Source organism: Mesorhizobium sp. WSM4814, assembly GCF_055811595.1.
This window is the reverse complement of sequence record NZ_JBVVQT010000002.1, coordinates 57,888-76,173: the sequence shown is the minus strand read 5'-3', so window position 1 is coordinate 76,173 and position 18,286 is coordinate 57,888. Positions and strand designations below refer to the sequence as shown.

At 64.4% G+C, this 18,286-nt stretch carries 15 protein-coding genes; 5 read left to right on the top strand and 10 right to left on the bottom strand.

Features of this window, described 5'->3' with window-relative positions:
• Positions 1-97 precede the first annotated feature (97 nt).
• The 9 genes from AC0L2V_RS03565 to AC0L2V_RS03525 form a co-directional block, all read right to left on the bottom strand.
• Positions 98-535, bottom strand: a complete 438-nt coding sequence (locus AC0L2V_RS03565) for a YybH family protein (protein WP_473519455.1) — start codon at positions 533-535, stop codon at positions 98-100.
• 97 nt (positions 536-632) lie between these two features.
• On the bottom strand, positions 633-4,442 hold the full coding sequence (gene metH, locus AC0L2V_RS03560) for a methionine synthase (RefSeq protein WP_473519454.1): 3,810 nt from the start codon (positions 4,440-4,442) through the stop codon (positions 633-635).
• Positions 4,443-4,580: 138 nt separating this feature from the next.
• Positions 4,581-5,645 (bottom strand): ornithine cyclodeaminase, encoded by a 1,065-nt coding sequence (locus AC0L2V_RS03555; RefSeq protein WP_473519453.1) that lies wholly within the window; start codon positions 5,643-5,645, stop codon positions 4,581-4,583.
• Positions 5,646-5,673: 28 nt separating this feature from the next.
• Positions 5,674-6,303: an FMN-binding negative transcriptional regulator gene (locus AC0L2V_RS03550; protein WP_473516382.1), complete on the bottom strand. Its 630-nt coding sequence runs from the start codon at positions 6,301-6,303 to the stop codon at positions 5,674-5,676.
• 63 nt (positions 6,304-6,366) lie between these two features.
• A complete protein-coding gene (locus AC0L2V_RS03545; RefSeq protein ID WP_091591683.1) occupies positions 6,367-7,248 on the bottom strand; it encodes a branched-chain amino acid ABC transporter permease in 882 nt (293 codons plus the stop codon).
• A gap of 3 nt (positions 7,249-7,251) precedes the next feature.
• Positions 7,252-7,956: an ABC transporter ATP-binding protein gene (locus tag AC0L2V_RS03540; RefSeq protein ID WP_473519452.1), complete on the bottom strand. Its 705-nt coding sequence runs from the start codon at positions 7,954-7,956 to the stop codon at positions 7,252-7,254.
• 4 nt (positions 7,957-7,960) lie between these two features.
• Positions 7,961-9,133 (bottom strand): ABC transporter substrate-binding protein, encoded by a 1,173-nt coding sequence (locus tag AC0L2V_RS03535; RefSeq protein WP_473507326.1) that lies wholly within the window; start codon positions 9,131-9,133, stop codon positions 7,961-7,963.
• A 41-nt stretch (positions 9,134-9,174) separates the two neighbouring features.
• Positions 9,175-11,052 carry a branched-chain amino acid ABC transporter ATP-binding protein/permease gene (locus AC0L2V_RS03530; RefSeq protein ID WP_473519451.1) on the bottom strand — a complete coding sequence of 626 codons (1,878 nt, stop codon included), beginning with the start codon at positions 11,050-11,052 and terminating at the stop codon, positions 9,175-9,177.
• On the bottom strand, positions 11,052-12,218 hold the full coding sequence (locus tag AC0L2V_RS03525; RefSeq protein ID WP_473507324.1) for an NAD(P)/FAD-dependent oxidoreductase: 1,167 nt from the start codon (positions 12,216-12,218) through the stop codon (positions 11,052-11,054). Before AC0L2V_RS03525 ends, AC0L2V_RS03530 begins: the two co-directional genes overlap by 1 nt.
• A gap of 158 nt (positions 12,219-12,376) precedes the next feature.
• On the opposite strand from AC0L2V_RS03525, the gene AC0L2V_RS03520 reads away from it, so the two are divergent.
• Genes AC0L2V_RS03520 through AC0L2V_RS03500 form a run of 5 tightly spaced genes read left to right on the top strand, consistent with a single transcriptional unit; the run spans position 12,377 to position 17,367 of the window.
• Positions 12,377-13,330 carry a MurR/RpiR family transcriptional regulator gene (locus AC0L2V_RS03520; RefSeq protein ID WP_473507323.1) on the top strand — a complete coding sequence of 318 codons (954 nt, stop codon included), beginning with the start codon at positions 12,377-12,379 and terminating at the stop codon, positions 13,328-13,330.
• Positions 13,327-13,974 carry a cysteine hydrolase family protein gene (locus tag AC0L2V_RS03515; RefSeq protein ID WP_473507322.1) on the top strand — a complete coding sequence of 216 codons (648 nt, stop codon included), beginning with the start codon at positions 13,327-13,329 and terminating at the stop codon, positions 13,972-13,974. The genes AC0L2V_RS03520 and AC0L2V_RS03515 overlap by 4 nt, the downstream gene beginning before the upstream one ends.
• Positions 13,971-15,293 (top strand): type I glutamate--ammonia ligase, encoded by a 1,323-nt coding sequence (locus AC0L2V_RS03510; protein ID WP_473507321.1) that lies wholly within the window; start codon positions 13,971-13,973, stop codon positions 15,291-15,293. The genes AC0L2V_RS03515 and AC0L2V_RS03510 overlap by 4 nt, the downstream gene beginning before the upstream one ends.
• A complete protein-coding gene (locus tag AC0L2V_RS03505) occupies positions 15,293-16,060 on the top strand; it encodes an N-formylglutamate amidohydrolase (protein ID WP_473507320.1) in 768 nt (255 codons plus the stop codon). Before AC0L2V_RS03510 ends, AC0L2V_RS03505 begins: the two co-directional genes overlap by 1 nt.
• Positions 16,057-17,367, top strand: a complete 1,311-nt coding sequence (locus tag AC0L2V_RS03500; RefSeq protein ID WP_473507319.1) for an aspartate aminotransferase family protein — start codon at positions 16,057-16,059, stop codon at positions 17,365-17,367. Before AC0L2V_RS03505 ends, AC0L2V_RS03500 begins: the two co-directional genes overlap by 4 nt.
• 13 nt (positions 17,368-17,380) lie before the next feature.
• Here the strand turns inward: AC0L2V_RS03500 and AC0L2V_RS03495 are convergent, their stop codons facing one another.
• Positions 17,381-18,268, bottom strand: coding sequence for a DUF7847 domain-containing protein (locus AC0L2V_RS03495; protein WP_473519450.1), 888 nt, complete (start codon positions 18,266-18,268; stop codon positions 17,381-17,383).
• Positions 18,269-18,286: the final 18 nt, after the last annotated feature.

Here is an 18,286-nt window from a genome sequence, read left to right as displayed (position 1 = left end):
CTGATCGATTGGTCAGCGAATTCGGCAAGCCTCTTGGCGAGGTCGGTCGACGGGCAGCGCCGGAAGAAATTTGTTGTCGTGCGAAACGTCCGCGCAGCTACGACTGAAACTCCGGCTGTGCCTGCATTGTCCGGAGATCGATCGGCATGGATATGTGTTCGTGCGTGATCATCCAGCGGTCGCTCATCTTGCGCAAACCCGACGTCACCCGCACCCAATAGTCGGATTTCTCGCCGTTGGTTCTTTTGCTTCTGACGTGGCACAGACCATGGCAGAACGCCACGTTGTCCCTGACCGTGACGAGCAACTCGTGCACCTCATAATCAATCGGGCCGTCAACCGAGGCAAACCACGCCTCGAAATTCTTTCGGTAGGCATCGGCGCTCTCGATCCGGAGCGGCGGCCTGATGTCGAATACGACAGTAGCCGCGGCATAGTGTGCCATCAGAGCTCCTTTGTTTTTGGCCCGCAATGCCTGCACCAGGTCATCCAGGCCTTTGCGGATTTCCATTTCTTCTGCAGTCGGTGTCTGCATAGGGCTCTCCTTTCATCGCATGATGAGCGGGCGAGGCCGTTGCTCTCGAAGCGACGCACCTGGCCATCGACCGCGATGCCAGGTCAAAGCTGCTGCCTTACTGCGCCGCTTCGGCGAAGGGGGTCGGCACATAGTTGAGTATAGGGCCGAGCCAGCGCTCGACCTCGGCGAGCGGCATGGCCTTGCGGCGCGCATAGTCCTCGACCTGGTCGCGCTCGACCTTGGCCACGCCGAAATAATAGCTTTCGGGATGCGACAGGTAGATGCCGGACACGGAGGAGCCCGGCCACATCGCAAAGCTCTCGGTCAGGCTGACGCCGGCGTTGCGCTCGCCGTCGAGCAGGCGGAACAGCGTCGCTTTCTCGGTGTGGTCGGGCTGCGCCGGATAGCCGGGCGCCGGGCGAATGCCGCGATAGGGTTCGCCGATCAGCTCGTCCGGCGCCAGATACTCATCCGGGGCATAGGCCCAGAACTCCTTGCGCACCTTCTCGTGCAGGCGCTCGGCGAAGGCCTCGGCGAAACGGTCGGCAAGCGCCTTGACCATGATCGACGAGTAGTCGTCGTTGGCCCGTTCGAAGCGCTCGGCGATCGCCGATTCCTCGATGCCGGCGGTGACGATGAAGCCGCCGAGATAGTCGGCCCTGCCGCTGTCCAATGGCGCGACGAAATCCGCTAGCGCGACGTTCGCCTTGCCGTCCCGCTTGGTCAGCTGCTGGCGCAGCGTGAAGAAGGTCGCCAGTTCCTGCGACCTGGCATCATCGGTGAACAGCCTGATGTCGTCGCCGACGGTACTCGCTGGCCAGAAGCCGATGACGCCCCTCGGCGCGAACCATTTTTCCGCGATGATCATTTTCAGCATCGCCTGGGCGTCCTCGAAGAGCTGGCGTGCCGCCGGCCCTTGCGCCTCGTCGTCGAGGATTTTGGGAAAACGCCCCTTCAGCTCCCAGGTCTGGAAGAAGGGCGTCCAGTCGATATAGCGCGCGAGCTCGGCCAAATCCCAGGCTTCGAAGGTTTTCAGGCCGAGGAAGGACGGTTTTGGCGGCGCGTAGGCCGACCAGTCGATCCGGTGGGCGTTGGCACGCGCCTTGGCCAGCGGCAGGCGCTGCTTGTCGGCTTCGCTGCGCGCATGCGCATCGGCGACCTTCTTGTATTCGGCGCGAACGTTGTCGACATAACCGCCCCTGGTCTCGTTCGACAAAAGTGCCGACACCACGCCGACCGCGCGGCTGGCATCGGCGACATAGACGGTCTGCCCACTGATATAGCGCGGATGGATCTTTACTGCGGTATGCACGCGGCTGGTCGTAGCACCGCCGATCAACAGCGGAATGTCAAAACCCTCGCGCTCCATCTCGGCGGCCATGTGCGCCATCTCGTCGAGCGAGGGCGTGATCAGGCCGGACAGGCCGATGATGTCGACCTTTAGCTCGCGCGCCGTCTGCAGGATCTTTGCCGCCGGCACCATGACGCCGAGGTCGATGATCTCGTAATTGTTGCAGGCCAGAACCACGCCGACGATGTTCTTGCCGATGTCGTGGACATCGCCCTTCACCGTCGCCATCAGGATCTTGCCGGCGGTCTGGCGCTCGCCGGTGTCGACGCCTTTGGCGGCATTCGCCAGCTTCTCCGCCTCCATGTGCGGCAGCAGGCCGGCGACGGCCTGCTTCATGACGCGGGCGGATTTCACCACTTGCGGCAGGAACATCTTTCCCGCGCCGAACAGATCGCCGACGACATTCATGCCGGCCATCAGCGGACCTTCGATGACATGCAGCGGACGCTCGGCGGCGCGCCGCGCCTCGTCTGTGTCCTGGTCGATGAATTCGGTGATGCCGTTGACCAGTGCGTGCGAAATGCGCTGCTCGACCGGCCAGTCGCGCCAGGCGAGATCGCGTTCCTGCGCTTCCTTGCCCGCCGTGCCCCTAAAACGTTCGGCGAGTTCCAGCAGGCGTTCGGTCGCGCTGCCGCCGCCCTTCGGCTGGCGGTTGTTGACGACGTCCTCGCAGGCTTCGCGCAGTTCGGGATCGATGGTGTCATAGACGGCAAGCTGTCCGGCGTTGACGATGCCCATGTCCATGCCGGCCTGGATGGCATGGTAGAGGAACACGGCATGCATGGCCTCGCGCACCGGCTCGTTGCCGCGAAACGAGAAGGAGAGGTTCGACACGCCGCCCGATATGTGGACATGGGGAAGCGTCGCGGTGATCTGCCTGGCGGCTTCGATGAAGTCGACGCCGTAATTGTTGTGCTCGTCGATGCCGGTGGCGATGGCAAAGATGTTCGGGTCGAAAACGATGTCCTCGGGCGGGAATCCGGCCTGCTCAGTCAACAGTCTGTAGGCGCGGGTGCAGATTTCGACCTTGCGCGCCTGGGTATCGGCCTGACCGTCCTCGTCGAAGGCCATGACGACCACCGCCGCGCCGTACGCGCGGACGAGCTTCGCATGGTGCAGAAAAGCCTCCTCGCCCTCCTTCATCGAGATGGAATTGACCAGCGGCTTGCCCTGCACGCATTTCAGGCCGGCTTCGATGATCTCCCATTTGGAGCTGTCGATCATCACCGGTACACGGGCGATGTCCGGCTCGGCGGCGATCAGGTTGAGATAACAGACCATTGCCTGCTTCGAATCGATCAGGCCTTCGTCCATGTTGATGTCGATGATCTGCGCGCCGTTGGCGACCTGGTCGCGGGCGATTTCGAGCGCGGCGGCATAGTCGCCCGCGGTGATCAGCTTCCTGAATTTCGCCGAGCCGGTGACGTTGGTGCGCTCGCCGACATTGACGAACGGAATCTCGTCGGTCAGCGTGAACGGCTCGAGCCCCGAAAGGCGCATCTTCGGCTCGATGTCGGGAACAGCGCGCGGCGGATATTTCTTCACGGCCTGTGCGATGGCGCGGATGTGGTCGGGCGTCGAGCCGCAGCAGCCACCGACGATATTGACCAGGCCGTCGCGCGCGAAATCCTCGATCTGCGCGGCCATGAACTCCGGGCTTTCGTCATATTGGCCGAATTCGTTGGGCAGACCGGCATTCGGATAGGCGCACACAAAGGTGTCGGCGACGCCGGATAATTCGTCCAGATGCGCGCGCATGGCTTTGGCGCCCAGCGCGCAATTGAGGCCTATCGTGAACGGGTTGGCGTGGCGGACCGAATGCCAGAAAGCCGTCGGCGTCTGGCCCGACAGCGTGCGGCCCGACAGGTCGGTGATCGTGCCGGAAATCATCACCGGCAGATGCACGCCCTTCTCGATGAAGATCTCGTTGCAGGCGAAGATTGCCGCCTTGGCATTCAGCGTATCAAAAATGGTCTCTATCAGAATGATGTCGGCACCGCCGTCAATGAGACCGCGCAGCTGCTCGCCATAGGCAAGGCGCAATTCGTCGAATGTCACGGCGCGGTAGCCGGGATTGTTGACGTCGGGCGACATCGAGGCGGTGCGGTTGGTCGGTCCCAGCGCACCGGCGACGAAACGACGCTTGCCGTCCTCCTGCTCGGCCCTTGCCGCTGCCCTGCGCACCAGCCGTGCACCGTCGCGGTTCAGAGCGTAGACCAGGTCCTCCATGCCGTAATCAGCTTGGGCGATGGAGGTCGAGGAGAAGGTGTTGGTTTCAAGAATGTCCGCCCCGGCGATGGCGTATTGATAGTGAATCTCCTCGATCGCCTTGGGCTGCGTCAGGATCAGCAGGTCGTTGTTGCCCTGCTGATGGCAGGCGCACTCGGCGAATTTGTCGCCACGGAAATGGTTCTCGTCGAAGCCCAGGCCCTGGATCTGCGTGCCCATGGCGCCATCGAGGATGAGGATGCGTTCGCGCGCCGCCGCCGTCAGTGCAGCAAGCACTTCCGAACCGTCGGGCTTGGCCGCAACGGGGCCGAACAGTTCGTCCAGCGATGTTGGGTTTTGCGACATATTTCGTCCTCAGGGCGACGGTCGCGCTTAAGCGACATAAAGACATCTTTATGTGAGTATACGGGATTTGTCTGCTGCTGTCACCCCTGGGGCGGGGAAGGCTCAGGGGTGGCTCGACGTTTGCGCTGCCGGCCGGCGCTACGACGCCACCTGCGCGGTCTTCGCAGCCGCCGCTCTCAACAGCATCCCGAACAGGTCGCGCGGCTCGTCTGGGTCGGCCAGCATGTCGAGTTGCTGGTAGAGGCCGGTCGACGGCAACTGGTCCCTGATATAGCGCAGCGCCGAAAAATCCTCGATGGCGAAGCCGACGGAATCGAACAGCGTGATCTGGCTGGCATCGCGGCGGCCTTCAGCCAAGCCGGTGATGACCCGCCACAGCTCGGTCACCGGATGATCGGGTGCAAGCTGCTGGACCTCGCCCTCGATGCGGGTCTGCGGCGGATATTCGACGAAGATATCGGAGCGCAGCAGGATGTCGCGATGCAGTTCGGTTTTGCCAGGACAATCGCCGCCGACGGCGTTGATGTGGACGCCCGAGCCGACCATGTTGTCGGTGAGGATGGTGGCATACTGCTTGTCGGCGGTGACGGTGGTGATGATCCCGGCTCCCTCGACGGCCTCTTCGGTAGAGCGGCAGGCGACCATGTCGAAGCCCAGCCCGGCGAGATTGCGGATGCATTTTTCCGTCGCCGTGCGGTCGATGTCGTAGAAGCGCAACTCGCGCACACCGAGCAAGGCCTTGAAGGCCAGTGCCTGGAATTCGGCCTGGGCGCCATTGCCGATCAGTGCCATGCAGTCGGCATCTTTCGGCGCCAGGTGCCTGGCCGCCAGCGCCGACATCGCCGCGGTGCGCAGCGCGGTCAGGATCGTCATTTCCGACAAAAGCACCGGGTAGCCGTTGTGGACATCGGCGAGCATGCCGAAAGCGGTCACCGTCTGGCGGCCTTCGCGCATGTTCTTCGGATGGCCGTTGACATATTTGAAGCCATAGACGTCGCCGTCGCTGGTCGGCATCAGCTCGATGACGCCCTCGGCGCTGTGCGAAGCGAGGCGCGGCGACTTGTCGAAGGCCTCCCAGCGGCGGAAATCGTCCTCGATATAGAAGGCGAGCTCCGTGAGGAAACGCTCGACGCCGATCCTCAGCACCAGCTTCATCATGTGGTCGACGCTGACGAAGGGGACGATGTTGAGATTGGGGATCATTTTGTCCTTGCCCGCATTGCTGCAACGGTCAGTCCTTGCGATGCGCGTTGTGCATCTTCATCATCGTCGCCAGCGCCGGATCGCTTTCCTCAAGCCTGCCAATCGCGGCATTGGTATCGTAGAGCCGTTCGTCCTGGCCCATCTTGAACTTGGCCTCGAGCCGTTCGATCGGCAGGTCGAAACCCAGAATATGCGGGATGCGCCGCTGCATGCCGCCCGGCCCGAGTTCGCGCATGCGCCAGCGATCGTCGCGGTCCTTTTCCAGCACGTCGACAAGCCGCTGCAGATGCCGGGCGGTGGCGTGATCGTCGAGCTGAAACGGCCGGCCATGGCAATGGACGACGGCGAAATTCCAGGTCGGCGCGCTGTCGCGCACCGGGTTGCGCGGATACCAGGATGGCGAGATATAGCCATGCGGTCCGTGGAAGATTGCCATCGTCTCCCTGCCCTCGGCGATCAGCGCGCTGTGCGGGTTCTGCCGGGCCAGATGCGACACCAGCGTGCCGTTCGCTCCCCGCTCGCGGTCGAGCACGAAGGGCAGATGCGATGCGACGATCCCCTGTGGTCCCGATGTCACCACCGTGGCGAAGGCCGCCGCCTCGAACAGGCCAAACACCTCGTCCAGCGACAGCGGTGCGAATTCGGGTTTCGTGTACATAGTACCTTCTTATTGTTGCATGATCTTTTCCGAAAACCGGTTCCCACTTTTCGGGATCATGCTCTAGCTCCGCTGCACGCGAACCGCCGGGATCAGGCCTTGCGGCCGCACCAGCAGCACGGCGATGACGCCCGACAGCACGATGGCGTCGCGGTAGGGTGCGACCGCCGCCGGCAGCGTCGCCTGCAGCAACACTTCGATGATGCCGAGCAGGAAGCCGCCAGCGACAGCACCGGGCAGGCTGCCCAGCCCGCCGACGACGGCGGCGATGAACGCCTTCAGCACTGGGGTAAAGCCCATCAGCGGGTCGACGGAGGCGCGCTGCGCCACCCACAGCATCGCCGCCAGCCCGGCGAGCAGGCCGGAAAGCAAAAAGGCGGTGGCGATGATGCGGCTGGCCGGGATGCCCATCAGGCGGACGACGTTGAAATCCTCGGCCGCGGCGCGCATGGCGGTGCCAGTCACCGTGCGGCGCAGGAAGAGTTCCAGCGCAATCAAGGCCAGGGCCGAGACAACGATGGAGATGCTCGGGCCGACGCCGATGGTGAAGTCGCCGAACGAGAAGGCGCCGGTCATCCAGCCGGGCATGGCGACCGGCTGCGGCCGAGCCGAGATGCCGTTCTGGAAGACGACCTTCAGCAGGCTCGAAACGGCGAAGCTGGTCAGAAGCAGGCTGGTGACGCTGGCGCCGCGCATCGGGCGAAAGGCAACACGCTCCATGGCAACCGCTGCGAGCGCGCCGCAGGAGACGGCGACGAGCACCGCCGCTGGAAACGGCAGACCGAAAACCAGCGCGGCAAGCAAGGCATAGCCCGACAATGTCATCAGCTCGCCATGGGCGAAATTGATCAGGCCGACGATGGAAAAGACGATCGCCAAACCAAGTGCCAGCAGCGCATAGACGCCGCCGAGGCTCACCGCATTGATGATCTGCTGCGCGATCATGGCTCAGGCTCCGAGATAGGCTTGGCGGACGAGGTCCGAGGTGGCGAGTTCCTTGGCGGTGCCCGATAGCACCACCTCGCCATTGGCAAGCACGATGGCGCGGTCGGCGACCTCCAGCGCCAGCGCCACGTTCTGCTCGACGAGAAGGATGGTCAGCCCGCTGCGGCGCAGTTCGGCGATCAGGTCGAAGACCGTGTCGATCAATTGCGGGGCAAGACCGAGCGACGGTTCGTCGAGCAGCACCATGCGCGGCTTGCCCATCAATGCGCGAGCGATCGCCAGCATCTGCTGCTCGCCGCCGGAGAGATTGCCGCCCTTGACGCGGTGGTAGCGCCGCAGGATCGGAAACAGCTCCAGCATCTCCTCTTCGCGCACCCTCGCCTCCACCGCCGGCAGGTGCATCGCACCGCCGAGACGCAGATTGTCGGCCACGGTCAGGCCGGCAAAGATGCGCCGGCCTTCCGGCACCAACGACACCCCCTTGCGGGCGATCGCCTCAGGCGCCAGGCCGGTGATGTCGACGCCGTCGAAGACCACTTTCCCCGAGACGGCCGGGACCAGCCCGGCAATGGCGCCAAGCGTCGAGCTCTTGCCGGCGCCATTGGCGCCGACCAGCGCGATGATCTCGCCGCTGTCGACGGCGAGATCGACGCGGCGCACCGCCTCGACCTCGCCGTAGCGGATCCTAAGGGCTTCGACGCTCAGCATGATGTCACGGCGCCGGAACGTCGGCGGCGTCGGGAATCATGGTCTGGATATGCTTGCCCTCGCCGCCTTCATAACGCATCAGCGCCACCGGCCGCAGCGGCATGCCGTCGGTGCCGGCATAGGTGATCTTGCCGGTGATGCCGTCAAAGTCCTTGAGGCCGGCAATGGCGTCGCGGATCGCCTTCGGATCGTCCGAGCCGGCCGTCTTGACCGCCTGGTCGAGGATCAGCCCGATCTCGTAGCCGTTCACCTCATAGGTCGATTCCGGCGCGTGGCCGGCATATTTGGCGAAGGCGGTGTTGAAAGCCTCCAGCTTGCTGCCCGGCTCGGCATAGCCGGCTGCCGTATAGACGACGCCGTCGACCAGCTTGCCCAACCCCTTGACGGTCGGCGTGCCGATGGCGTCGGCGCCATAGACCGGAACGGTGACGCCGGCACCGCGCAATTGCTGGATGAAGGCCGGAAAATCAGGCTCATAGGCGGCGGTCATGATCAGGTCCGGCTGGTCGGCAAGGCTCTTGATGTTGGTGATCTCGGCGGAAAAGTCCGGCTGGCCCATGGTGAAAGTACCGCGGCCAACGACGGCGCCGCCTTTCTTCTCAAACACCTTGCCGAAATACTCGGGCAGGTTGGCGGTGTAGGTGGAGTCCGGCGAGGTCAGGAGATAGACCTTCTTCTTGCCTTCGGCGATGGCGAAGTTGGCGACCGCGGTCGCCTGCACATTGTCGGCTGGATAGGTGCCGAACATGACGTCGCCGACCGCGGCGGTGAGCACCGGGGCGGAGCCGCAAAGCGTCAATGTCGGAATACCGAGCGGCTGGGTGAGCTGGCCGGCCGAGATCGAGGGATCGGCGTCGCAAGGCGTGATCATGATCTTGGCGCCGGCGTCGATCAATTCCTGGGCGACGGTGGCGGTCTGCGCCGTATCGGATCGGGTGTCCTTGATGATCAGCTTGGCGGTGTATTTGCCGCCAAGCCCACCCATGGCGTTGAGTTCGTCGAGCGCCATGCGCAGGCCGGCGAGTGCCGGCTGGTCGTAGGGAGCAAGACCACCGGTCTGCGCCGTCGCGGCGCCAATGATGATCTCCTCGGCTGAAGCCTTGGAAACGAGGGCGAGGGTCATGCCGAACACCGCCGCATAGAGGGCGGCGCGGCGGAGGCGATAGAGCTTTGGCATGTCGGTTCTCCTTCTGGATTTATTGTCGTTGGCTACACGGTTCATGCGGTTTCACTTGCGGGCGTTTCGCTGGCGGGCGTCTCTTGTCCTGTCTTGGCGCGGGCGGTGCGGCTGCCGAGATAGGCGGCGACGACGGCAGGGTTGTTCTGCACCTCGGCCGGCGTGCCGTCGGCGATGACGCGGCCATGGTCGATGACGACGATGCGTTCGCACAGGTTCATCACCAGCCGCATGTCGTGCTCGATCAGGACGACGCCGATGCGGCGCTCGGCGCGGACGGCCGAGAGGATGGAAACCAGCTCGGCGGTCTCGACCGCGTTCATGCCGGCGGCGGGCTCGTCGAGCAGCAGGAAGCGCGGCTTCAGCGCCAGCGCACGCGCCACCTCCAGCCGGCGGCGCTGGCCGTAGGCGAGCCTGGCGGCGGGTTGATCGGCAAATTTCTCCAGCCCCATGCGCGAAAGCTCGCGCATCGCCGCCGCCTCGGCATTGGCAAGATCGGGCTCGACCGAGCGGGCGGCGACCACAACATTTTCCAGCACGATCATTTGCGCGAAGACGCGGATGTTCTGGAAAGTGCGGGCAACGCCGGAGCGGGCGAAGCGAAAGGCCGAGGCCTGCCTCACCAAACCGCCGATAGACACCATGCCGGCGCTCGGCTTGACGTCGCCGGCCAGCATGTTGAGCAGTGTGGTCTTGCCGGCGCCGTTCGGGCCGATGATGCCGGTGATGCTGTCGGTGTCGAAGGCGAGCGTGACGTCGTCGACGGCGATGACACCGGCATAGCGCCGCGACAGATGGTCGGCGACCAGCCGGTCGCGCTCGGCATGAAGCAGCGGCGCAGCAGGAACCGTGGCGGCCTTGCGGCCGGGCCGGCGCAAAAGGTTCAGCTCGCGCTCGCCGAACAGGCCGGTTGGCCGCCGCCAGATGACCAGGATCATGGCAATGGCAAGCACACCCTGGGTCAGGCCGAACAGCACCGGCAGATGCAGGCCGAACACCTCGCCGCCGCCTTCGAAACGACGCACCACCTCGATCACCACGATGGTGACGACGACGCCGGCAAAGGCGCCGAGCGAGGAGTTCATGCCGCCGACGATGAGCATGGCCAACAAGGTGAAGCCGAGGTCGAAATAGAAATCGCGCGGCGAAAACGCGCCGAGGAACTGCGCCATCATGGCGCCGGCGGCCATGGCGGCGACCGCGCCCACCACCCAGGCGGCCAGCCGCGAGGTGCGCTGGTCGACGCCGACGGCAGCCGCACCACGCTCGTCATTGGCGGCGGCGCGGGTGGCAAGGCCGAAGGCGGTTTCCCGAAAGAGCCTCGCCATCACCAGTGCCACCGAAGCGACGCCGATGGCGGTCCACAGACCGACCTCGCGCGGCACGCCGTAAAAGGGCTGGCTGCCGCGGGTGATCTCGCGCCCGGCAACCAGCAGCGTGTAGACGATGATCAACATGGCGAGCGTGGCGATAGATGCGCTCGATCCGGACAACCTGAGCAGCGGCGTGCCGGTCAGCAGGCCGATGACGACCGCAAGGATCAGCACGACGGCCAGCGCCGCGAAGAAAGAGAGTTCATAACCAGCGAGGAACTGCGGCAGGTCGCGCAACGCAGTGCGCTGCAGCGCCGCCGGCATGGTCAGGATGCCGGTGGCATAGGCGCCGAGGCCGACAAAGGCGGCGTGGCCGAAGGAGACGATGCCGCTGTTGCCGGAAAAGATCTGCAGGCCGAGCACCGCCGTCAGCATGATCGCGGCATAGGTGACGACGCGCTGCATGGCGGCGCCACCGAAGAAGAAGACAATAAACGCTGCCAGCAGCAGCACCGTCACCATGCAGAGCGCATCGGCGCTGGCGTTGCGGAACGCGGCCGGCATGAACGACCACGCGCTTGTCTCGCCCCTCGCCGCCGATGCCATCAGGCGACCTTGAAGCGGCTGGGCGAAAACGGCGCCAGCATCGGCTGGGCGCCTTCGGTGACCAGCCTGGCCACCGCTTCGCCGACCGCCGGACCAGTCTTGAAACCATGGCCGGAGGAGCCGGCAGAGACGAACAGACCATCGACGCCGGGCATGGCTCCGATCACCGGCAGGTCGTCGGGGCTCATGTCGTATAGCCCGGCATAGCCGGGACGGATGCCCAGCTCGGCCATCGCCGGCACGCGCGCCGCGAAGGTCTCGAGGATCTCGACCGATTCTGATTCCTCGACGCCTTCCATGTAGTCGTCGGGATTGTCGACGAAACGCGGACGACCGGCCTGTTCGTGGCGCACGCCAGTGCCGCCGCCGGCCCAGCTGCCGGCAAGGATGACACCGTCACCGTCGGGCCGCGCATAATTGCAGGAGATGTCGTCACACCAGGCAAAAGGCATGACCTGGCGCGCCTTTCCGGCTGCGTCGAGCACGGCCATCGGATGACGCTCGACATGCAGTGGCAGGTCGAGGCCGACCGTCGCCAGCAGGCGGCGTGTCCACGGCCCGGCGGCGAGCACCACGGCGTCGGCCTTCAGCACCGTTCCATCGGCGAGCACGACGCCGCTGATGCGGTCGCCCTCTTTCACAAGCCGTTCGACGAGGGTGTCCCGCATGATCCTGGCACCGCGTGCCTTGGCGGCGCGGGCAATTGCATTGGTTGCGCCGAAGGCGTCGGCATAGCCGTATTCCGGCTCCCATAGCGCCAGCGCGACATTAGCCAGTGCAAAGCCCGGCGCGGCGTTGGCGAAAGCTTGCGGCGACAGCGTCTCGATCAATGCGCCCTCGCCGCGAATCCGTTCGGCGGCGGCCTTCCAGCTCGCTTCATTGTCGTTGCCGCAGACCCACATCATGCCGATTTCGGTGACGAAAGGGCCCTCGCCCGATATCTCCGGCAATGATACGAGGATCTCGCGGCCACGAATGGCAAGCTGTGACAGTTCCGGCAAGAGATAGAAGGCGTGCAGCAGGGCCGAGGACTTGCCGGACGGTCCGCCGGCGGGATGCGTTTGCTCGACAAGCGTCACCGTCACGCCGGACGCAGCCAGGTAATAGGTCGCGCTCGATCCAACGATACCCGCGCCGACGACAATGACGTCGCTTCCAGTCCGCATGGGCTGTTCCCCACAGTCTCTTGGCTGCTTTGTGACAAAGCTAAGACCAGTCGTCCCGCTATGTCAATATCTCTTCATTGTTGACCGAAATTAAAATCTCTGTAATAAACTCGACACAACGAGGCAGAGCAAGCCCAGCGCGAATTTTGGGGAGGTCAATGGCGATACGCGATGTTCTGATGCGCGGGCACCTTGCGCTGACGCCGTCTGAGGAAAAGATCGTCCGGCTGCTTCTGACCGACTATCCGACCTCTGGCCTCGGCACCGCTTCGTCACTCGCCCGGCGCGCGGGCGTCAGTGACCCAACCGTGGTCAGGCTGGTGGTGAAGCTCGGCTATGATGGCTTTCCGGACTTCCAGGCCAAGCTTCTGGCCGAAGTCGAGGCCAGACTGCATTCGCCGCTGCTGATGATGGAGGCCAAGCGGCCGACAGGCGCGGAAGACAGCGCCATCCTCGCCTATCTCGGCTCCGTCGGTGCCGCGCTCGAGAAATCCGTCAGCCTGACCCCGCTGCAGAGCTATGAGCGCGCCGCTCGTTTGCTGATGGAGACCAAGGGCGAGGTGGTCATGCTTGGCGGCCGTTTCAGCCGCCACATCGCCGGCATGCTCGCCGGCTACATGCTGCAATTCAGGCCGGGTGTGCGCGACCTCGGCACGCTGTCGGCACAGGCCTTCGACACGCTGGCCGACCTTGGCCGCCGCGACGTGCTCGTCGTTTTCGATTATCGCCGCTACCAGTTCGACGTCATCGACTACACCAGGCAGGCGGCGGCGCGCGACGTGCGCATCGTGCTGTTCACCGACCAATGGCTGTCGCCGACCGCCGATCTCGCCGAGGTCACCATCGTCAGCCCGCTGGAAGTCGCCTCCCCCTATGACACGCTGGCGCCGGCGATGGCGCAGATGGAGGCGCTGGTCGCCCAGATCGTCGCCTCGCTGAGTGATGTCGCCCGCGAACGCATCGAAAAATTGGAGGAGGTACGGCATGCCAATGCCGTGACCCTCGACAGTGCCGGCCCCGAAGAAAACGCGGCGCGCAGGATGCCCGGGCCCAAATCAGCCCAACCCAGATCAGCCCAGGCCAAATCAGTAAACCAGGACCAGAAAGCATGACGCAGGCATTGCCAAAACGAAACGAGCCGTTCCGGGCCGGCGAAACCGCGCTGCTGCTGGTGGACATGCAACGTGTCTGGCTGGAGCCCGGCGCCGATCCGGCGCATCCGGAGCGTGGCCCCGACCACTATTTCTACCGGCAGACGGCGTCGCAGACGATCCCCAACCAGCAGCGGCTGCTGGCGGCTGCCCGTGCCAATGGCGTCGAGGTGATCCACACCATCATACAGAGCCTGACGGAAGACGGCCGCGATCGCTCGCTCGACCACAAGCTGACGCCGATCCATATCGCGCCCAGCTGGCCGGCAGGCCTGCCGGTGCCGTCGCTGGCGCCGGTCGGCGACGAGATCATGCTGCCGAAGACCTCGTCGGGCGTCTTCAACTCGACCAACATCGATTATGTCCTGAAAAACCTCGGCGTGCGTTATCTCATCGTTGCCGGCATCATGACCGACCAGTGCGTCGACATGGCGGTGCGCGACGCCGCCGATCGCGGCTATCTCGTCACCTGCGTGTCGGATGCTTGTGCCGCCGCCACGCAAGAGCGCCACGACGATGCGCTGAAAGCCTTCGGCGGCTATTGCTGGATCACCGACACCGCTACCGTCGCCGCCCGCTTCGAAGCCTTGGGAAAAGCCGCATGACATCGACCGTCGAACCGCTCGTTGCCGTCGTCACCACCGATCTCTCAGCGATCACGCGCGGCCGCTCCGTCGTCGAAAGCAGGCTGCAGAAGATCGCTGCCACCGGCGTCGGCTGGCTGCAAGCCAATTTGTCGCTGACCCCGTTCAATTCTATCGTCGATCCCAATCCCTGGGGTTCGTCCGGCGATGTGCGACTGGTGCCTGACCTCAACGCACGTTTTCGCACGGCGCTGACCGGGTCGGTGACGCCGTTCGACATGGTCGCGGGAAACATTGTCGAACTCGACGGCAGCCCCTGGGTCGGCTGCACGCGAACCATGCTCAGCGATGCGCTGGCGGAGTTGAAGGCGGCAACCGGGCTTTCCGTCATCGCCGCCTTCGAACATGAATTCCACATCGCCGATGCCGGCTTCGTGCCGGGTCATTCACTGTCGTTCGCCGCATTGCGCCGCGCCGATCCCTTTGCGCCAAATCTGATGGCGGCGCTGGAGGAAGCGGGCGTCGCGCCCGAAGTGGTCATCGCCGAGTTCGGCAACGAGCAGTTCGAGGTGACGCACGAGCCAACCAATGCGCTTGCCGCAGCCGACCGCGCCGTCGCTATCCGCGAGATCACCCGCGAAGTCGCGCGCAATGCCGGGTGGCGCGCCAGCTTCACACCCAAACCCGCGCCCGATGCTGTCGGCAACGGCGTCCACATCCATTTCAGCTTCGTCGACGAGGCCGGCAAGCCGGTGACCTACGATCCGGCGCGACCGGGCGGTCTTTCCAGCCCGGCCGGCGCCTTCTGCGCCGGCGTGCTGCGCCATCTGCCTGGGATCACCGCCATGACGGCGGCGAGCGTGTCGTCCTATTACCGGCTGAAGCCGCATAGCTGGAGTTCGTCCTACACCTGGCTTGCCGATCGCGACCGCGAGGCTAGCCTGCGCATCTGCCCGACGGTGACGATCGGCGGGCGCGATCCGGCGCCGCAATACAACATCGAATATCGGGCCGCCGACGCCACCGGCAATCCCTATCTGTCGCTGGCCGCAATCGTGCGCGCGGGGCTGGAAGGGCTGAAGGCCAAGCTACCGACGCCGCCGCTGGTCACCGGCGACCCGACGCTGATGAGCCAGGCGGAACGCAAGAAGCTCGGTCTGGTGCGCCTGCCGGAAACCCTGCCGGCGGCGCTCGACGCGCTCACCGCCGACAGCACCGTCACCGGGTGGTTCGCGCCGGTGTTCGTCGAGACCTTCGTCGGGCTCAAGCGACACGAGACCGAGCGCCTTGCCGGCCTCGATCCGGTGGCTGTTTGCGACCTCTACCGGACGCTTTATTGATGGCTGCGAAGCTTGCGAATGAGTGGCCGGCTGCCGTCGACGTGCTCACCGAAAATGGACGCTCTGACATCGTGCTGTTGTGCGAGCATGCGTCCAACCACATTCCGGCGGAGTATGCAAAGCTGGGGCTCGATATCAGCCATCTGCAACGTCACATCGCCTGGGATATCGGCGCCGCCGAAGTGACGCGCCGTCTGTCGGTGCTGCTCGATGCACCTGCCTTCCTCGGCGGCTATTCACGGCTGCTGATCGACCTCAACCGGCCGCTGGGCACGAGCGGCAGCATTCCTGACCTGTCCGAAGACACCGACATTCCCGGCAATGTCGGGCTCGACCCGGGGGAGCGGGCACGGCGCGCCGAAATCATGTTCGCGCCTTTCCATGACCGGGTGGCCGCCCACCTCGACCGCCGGGCGAAGGGCGGCAGGCCGACACGGATCGCGACGATCCATAGTTTTACGCCGGTCTTCCTCGGGGTTCCCAGGCCCTGGCATGCCGGCGTGCTTTACGATCGCGCCGGCGATTTCGGTGAAACGATCCTTGCCGGCCTGCGCCACGACGAAGCGCTCAATGTCGCGGCGAACGTGCCTTACGTGATCAGCCGCGACGCCGACTACGCCGTGCCCATCCACGGCGACGACCGCGGCATTGCCGCCGTCCTCATCGAGATCCGGCAGGATCTGTTGTCGAGCCGCTCCGGCATCGAGGCATGGGCGAACCGCCTGGCCGCCGTCTTGCCCGCGCAGCAGAAGGAGAAGGCGTCATGAGCAATCTGCGCGAGCGCGATGCGGTAACCATCGCCCAGATCGGCAAGCTGCGTTTCTCGCCGCTGAGCGTCGTCGGCGGCCGGGGCAACCGGCTGATCGAGGAAGGCGGCCGCTCGCTGCTCGACCTGTCCGGCTCAGCCGGTCCGGCAATCCTCGGTTACGGCCATCCGGGCATCGTCGCGGCGGTAGAGGCGGCGATCCGCGACATGGCCGGCGCCAGCCTCTTGCTCTACCCCAACGAACCAGCGGTTTCGCTGGCCGAGCGGCTGCTGGCGATCACGCCGGGCGACGGTGAGCGGCGTGTCTGGTTCGGCCATTCCGGATCGGACGCCAATGACTGCGCGGTGCGTGTGCTGCAGGCTGCCACAGGCCGCTCGCGCTTCATCTCCTTCATCGGCTCCTATCACGGCAATCTCTCCGGCTCGATGGGCATCAGCGGCCATACCGCCATGACCCACACGCTGCCAAGGCCGGGCCTGCTGCTGCTCCCCTACCCCGATCCGTTCCGGCCGCAGTTTAGTGCCGAGGCCGTACTTTCGCTGCTCGACTACCAGTTCGAGACCACCTGTCCGTCGCATCAGGTCGCGGCAGTATTCATCGAGCCGCTGATGTCGGATGGCGGGCTGATCGTGCCGCCGCCCGGCTTCCTCAAGGCGTTGCAGGAACGTTGCCGCAGGCATGGCATCAAGATTGTCGTCGACGAGGTCAAGGTCGGGCTGGCCCGCAGCGGCATGATGCACTGTTTCCAGCACGAAGGATTGACGCCCGATCTCGTCGTCTTCGGTAAAGGTATCGGCGGCGGCCTGCCGCTTTCGGCCGTTGTCGGCCCAAAGGAGATCATGGACCACGCGCCGGCCTTCGCGCTGCAGACGACCGCCGGCAACCCGGTTGCGACGGCTGCCGGCAACGCCGTGCTGAAGACGATCGAGGCGGACGGACTGGTCGCACGCTCGGCGCGCGTCGGCACGCTGTTTTCAGACGCACTGCGGGCGCTCCGCGCAAAACATGAGATCATCGGCGACGTGCGCGGGCGTGGCCTAGCCGTCGGCGTCGACCTGGTCACGGACCGCAAGACACGCGAGCCGGTCGCGGCAACGACGACGGCCAAGATCATCTATCGCGGCTACGAACTGGGTGCTGCCTTCACCTATGTCGGACTGAAGGCCAATGTGCTCGAATTCATGCCGCCGCTGACGCTGACCGAGGACGAGGTTGCCGAGGGCGCGGCAATCGTCGACCAGGCGATCGCCGACGTGGCCGCGGGCAAGGTCTCCGACGCGGACGTCGCTTCGTTCATGATGTGGTAGGCGACCTCTCGCATCAGGAGAAGATCTCCGCCAGTTCGTCGACGCCGGTGCCTTCCTTGACTTGCCGCAGTTCGACGTAGCTGACCGCGATGGCAACCGACATCAAAGTAGACACGACTGTCGAAACAAGCGCGCTTCCGATTGCGCCGACAACAAGGCCAACGGTCGAGAGGCTGCCGGTAATGGCGAAAGTAAATCCAAACAACAATGCAAACGCCATTTGGATGGCAATCGCCGCCAAGAACAGAACCAGCAAAAGACCGAATAATGACCAGCGGCTGCCCTTCGTCAGAGCACGGCTACGCGACATCGAACCAAACACGCCAAGCCGCTCCTGGATCAGCACGGGCACGGAAACCGATATACCGAGGAACAACATGATGCCTGGAACCACCAACGCGATGAACGCGATGAACACAATGATGTTTCCAAAAACGGGGATAAGCATGCCAGCCACGAACATCGTCACCCCTAACGCGAGGATCATGGTGAGGAAGACAACCAGACCCATCCCGAGCGTCGGGAACATGCAACGCAAGGCGATCTGGATGCAGTCACCGATTGCCGGGCGCTTGCCGTTCAAGTCTTCTATCGTCGCCCTTACCAGTGACGACTGAAACAACAAAGCCAGCACAAAATAGATCAAGCCAAAAGCCATCGATATTAGCGAGTTGCCTAGAACCGCCGATGGATCGGCAACCGCCATGCTTTCGGGATCGGCAAAATCAAGGTTGGCAAGATTTCTGTAATTCCAAAGGTTGAGCACCAGTGCCGGAAGGGCGGAAAAAAGAGCCGCCAGTCCGACCAACAGACCCGGATTGCGGCCGATGACCGCAAAACTACTGCTGAAAACCCTGCCGATGCGAAACTTGTCCGGTCGTTCCAGTGTCGTTGAAACCATGACGTCGATCCTGATGCG

Excerpts from the sequence above, each read along its gene's own strand:
- AC0L2V_RS03565 (WP_473519455.1), bottom strand. The coding sequence starts at position 535 with ATGCAGACACCGACTGCAGAAGAAATGGAAATCCGCAAAGGCCTGGAT.
- metH (WP_473519454.1), bottom strand. The coding sequence starts at position 4,442 with ATGTCGCAAAACCCAACATCGCTGGACGAACTGTTCGGCCCCGTTGCG.
- AC0L2V_RS03555 (WP_473519453.1), bottom strand. The coding sequence starts at position 5,645 with ATGATCCCCAATCTCAACATCGTCCCCTTCGTCAGCGTCGACCACATG.
- AC0L2V_RS03550 (WP_473516382.1), bottom strand. The coding sequence starts at position 6,303 with ATGTACACGAAACCCGAATTCGCACCGCTGTCGCTGGACGAGGTGTTT.
- AC0L2V_RS03545 (WP_091591683.1), bottom strand. The coding sequence starts at position 7,248 with ATGATCGCGCAGCAGATCATCAATGCGGTGAGCCTCGGCGGCGTCTAT.
- AC0L2V_RS03540 (WP_473519452.1), bottom strand. The coding sequence starts at position 7,956 with ATGCTGAGCGTCGAAGCCCTTAGGATCCGCTACGGCGAGGTCGAGGCG.
- AC0L2V_RS03535 (WP_473507326.1), bottom strand. The coding sequence starts at position 9,133 with ATGCCAAAGCTCTATCGCCTCCGCCGCGCCGCCCTCTATGCGGCGGTG.
- AC0L2V_RS03530 (WP_473519451.1), bottom strand. The coding sequence starts at position 11,052 with ATGGCATCGGCGGCGAGGGGCGAGACAAGCGCGTGGTCGTTCATGCCG.
- AC0L2V_RS03525 (WP_473507324.1), bottom strand. The coding sequence starts at position 12,218 with ATGCGGACTGGAAGCGACGTCATTGTCGTCGGCGCGGGTATCGTTGGA.
- AC0L2V_RS03520 (WP_473507323.1), top strand. The coding sequence starts at position 12,377 with ATGGCGATACGCGATGTTCTGATGCGCGGGCACCTTGCGCTGACGCCG.
- AC0L2V_RS03515 (WP_473507322.1), top strand. The coding sequence starts at position 13,327 with ATGACGCAGGCATTGCCAAAACGAAACGAGCCGTTCCGGGCCGGCGAA.
- AC0L2V_RS03510 (WP_473507321.1), top strand. The coding sequence starts at position 13,971 with ATGACATCGACCGTCGAACCGCTCGTTGCCGTCGTCACCACCGATCTC.
- AC0L2V_RS03505 (WP_473507320.1), top strand. The coding sequence starts at position 15,293 with ATGGCTGCGAAGCTTGCGAATGAGTGGCCGGCTGCCGTCGACGTGCTC.
- AC0L2V_RS03500 (WP_473507319.1), top strand. The coding sequence starts at position 16,057 with ATGAGCAATCTGCGCGAGCGCGATGCGGTAACCATCGCCCAGATCGGC.
- AC0L2V_RS03495 (WP_473519450.1), bottom strand. The coding sequence starts at position 18,268 with ATGGTTTCAACGACACTGGAACGACCGGACAAGTTTCGCATCGGCAGG.